General features: G+C 60.2%; 1 protein-coding gene. It reads right to left on the bottom strand.

Translation table 11 applies throughout. From position 1 onward, the window contains the following. Positions 1 to 149: 149 nt before the first annotated feature. Positions 150 to 1,433 carry an arsenic transporter gene (locus HT737_RS27110; RefSeq protein WP_047293716.1) on the bottom strand — a complete coding sequence of 428 codons (1,284 nt, stop codon included), beginning with the start codon at positions 1,431 to 1,433 and terminating at the stop codon, positions 150 to 152. Between the last annotated feature and the right edge of the window lie 78 nt (positions 1,434 to 1,511).

The raw sequence follows: 1,511 nt of genomic DNA, 5'->3' as shown, positions 1-1,511 counted from the left end.
CCCACAGGGATCTTCTGTGTGCTCACTTTCTGAGCTGCACCACAAAACCTGTGGGAGCCGGCTTGCCATGGATCTACTGTGTGCTCACTTTCTGAGCCGCATCACAAAACCTGTGGGAGCTGGCTTGCCAGCGATGGGATCAACTCGGTCTAAAGGGATAACCGCAACGCCAAAGCCGCCAAGGTCATCAACAACACCGGCACCGTCAGCACAATCCCGACCTTGAAGTAATACCCCCAGCCGATCCGGATATCCTTGCGCGCCAGTACATGCAACCAGAGCAACGTCGCCAGACTGCCGATCGGGGTAATTTTCGGCCCCAGGTCGCTGCCGATCACGTTGGCATAAATCATCGCTTCCTTGACCACACCGCTCGCCTGGCTGGCATCAATTGACAGCAAACCGATCAGTACCGTCGGCAGGTTGTTCATGATCGACGACAACAGTGCTGTCAGTACCCCGGTGCCCAGCGCCGCGCCCCACACGCCATAACCGGCGAACACATCCAGCCATCCAGCGAGATAGCCGGTCAGCCCGGCATTGCGCAGACCATAGACCACCAGGTACATGCCCAGCGAGAAAATCACGATCTGCCACGGCGCTTCTTTGAGCACCTTGCGCGTGGAGATCTTGTGACCACGGGCAGCGATCCCCAGCAGCAACGCAGCGCAGACTGCGGAGATCGCGCTGATCGGGATGCCCAGCTGTTCGAGGAAGAAGCAGCCGATCAACAGGATCACCAGCACCACCCAACCGGCGTAGAACGTGGCCTTGTCGTGGATCGCCGTATGCGGTTGTTCAAGCTGTTCGGGGTCGTAGGCCTTGGGAATGTCGCGGCGGAAGAACCACATCAACACGCCCAAAGTGGCGGCCACGCTGACGAAGTTGACCGGTACCATCACCGCCGCATAGCGGTTGAAGCCGATGTGAAAGAAGTCCGCCGAAACAATGTTGACCAGGTTCGACACCACCAGCGGCAGGCTCGCGGTGTCGGCGATGAAACCGGCGCCCATGACGAACGCGAGGGTTGCCGCCGGGGAAAAGCGCAGCGCCAGCAGCATTGAAATCACGATCGGCGTGAGGATCAGCGCCGCGCCGTCATTGGCGAACAGCGCCGACACCAGCGCGCCGAGCAGCACCATGTAGGCAAACAGCTTGCGCCCACTGCCCCGCCCCCAGCGCGCCACATGCAGCGCGGCCCAGGCGAAGAATCCCGCTTCGTCGAGCAACAGACTGATGATGATCAGTGCGACGAAGGTGCCGGTGGCGTTCCAGATGATCTGCCACACCAGCGGAATATCGCTCAGGTGCACGACGCCGAAGATCAATGCGAGCACGGCGCCGAGCGTCGCGCTCCAGCCGACGCCGAGGCCTTTGGGTTGCCAGATGACAAGGGTGATGGTCAGCAGGAAGATCAGTGACGCAGCGAGCATTCGCGACAGCCTTAATGAATGAAATAAACCAAACCACACAACTGTGGGAGCGAGCCTGCTCGCGAAAGCGGACTGTCA

It is taken from the genome of Pseudomonas sp. MD195_PC81_125 (assembly GCF_014060985.1).
GTDB lineage: Bacteria > Pseudomonadota > Gammaproteobacteria > Pseudomonadales > Pseudomonadaceae > Aquipseudomonas > Aquipseudomonas parakoreensis.
Note: the sequence above shows the minus strand (reverse complement) of the source record. Positions and strands in the feature narration are given on the sequence as shown.

Bases quoted from the DNA above. Each gene is read 5' to 3' on its own strand.
- HT737_RS27110 (WP_047293716.1), bottom strand. From the start codon at position 1,433: ATGCTCGCTGCGTCACTGATCTTCCTGCTGACCATCACCCTTGTCATC.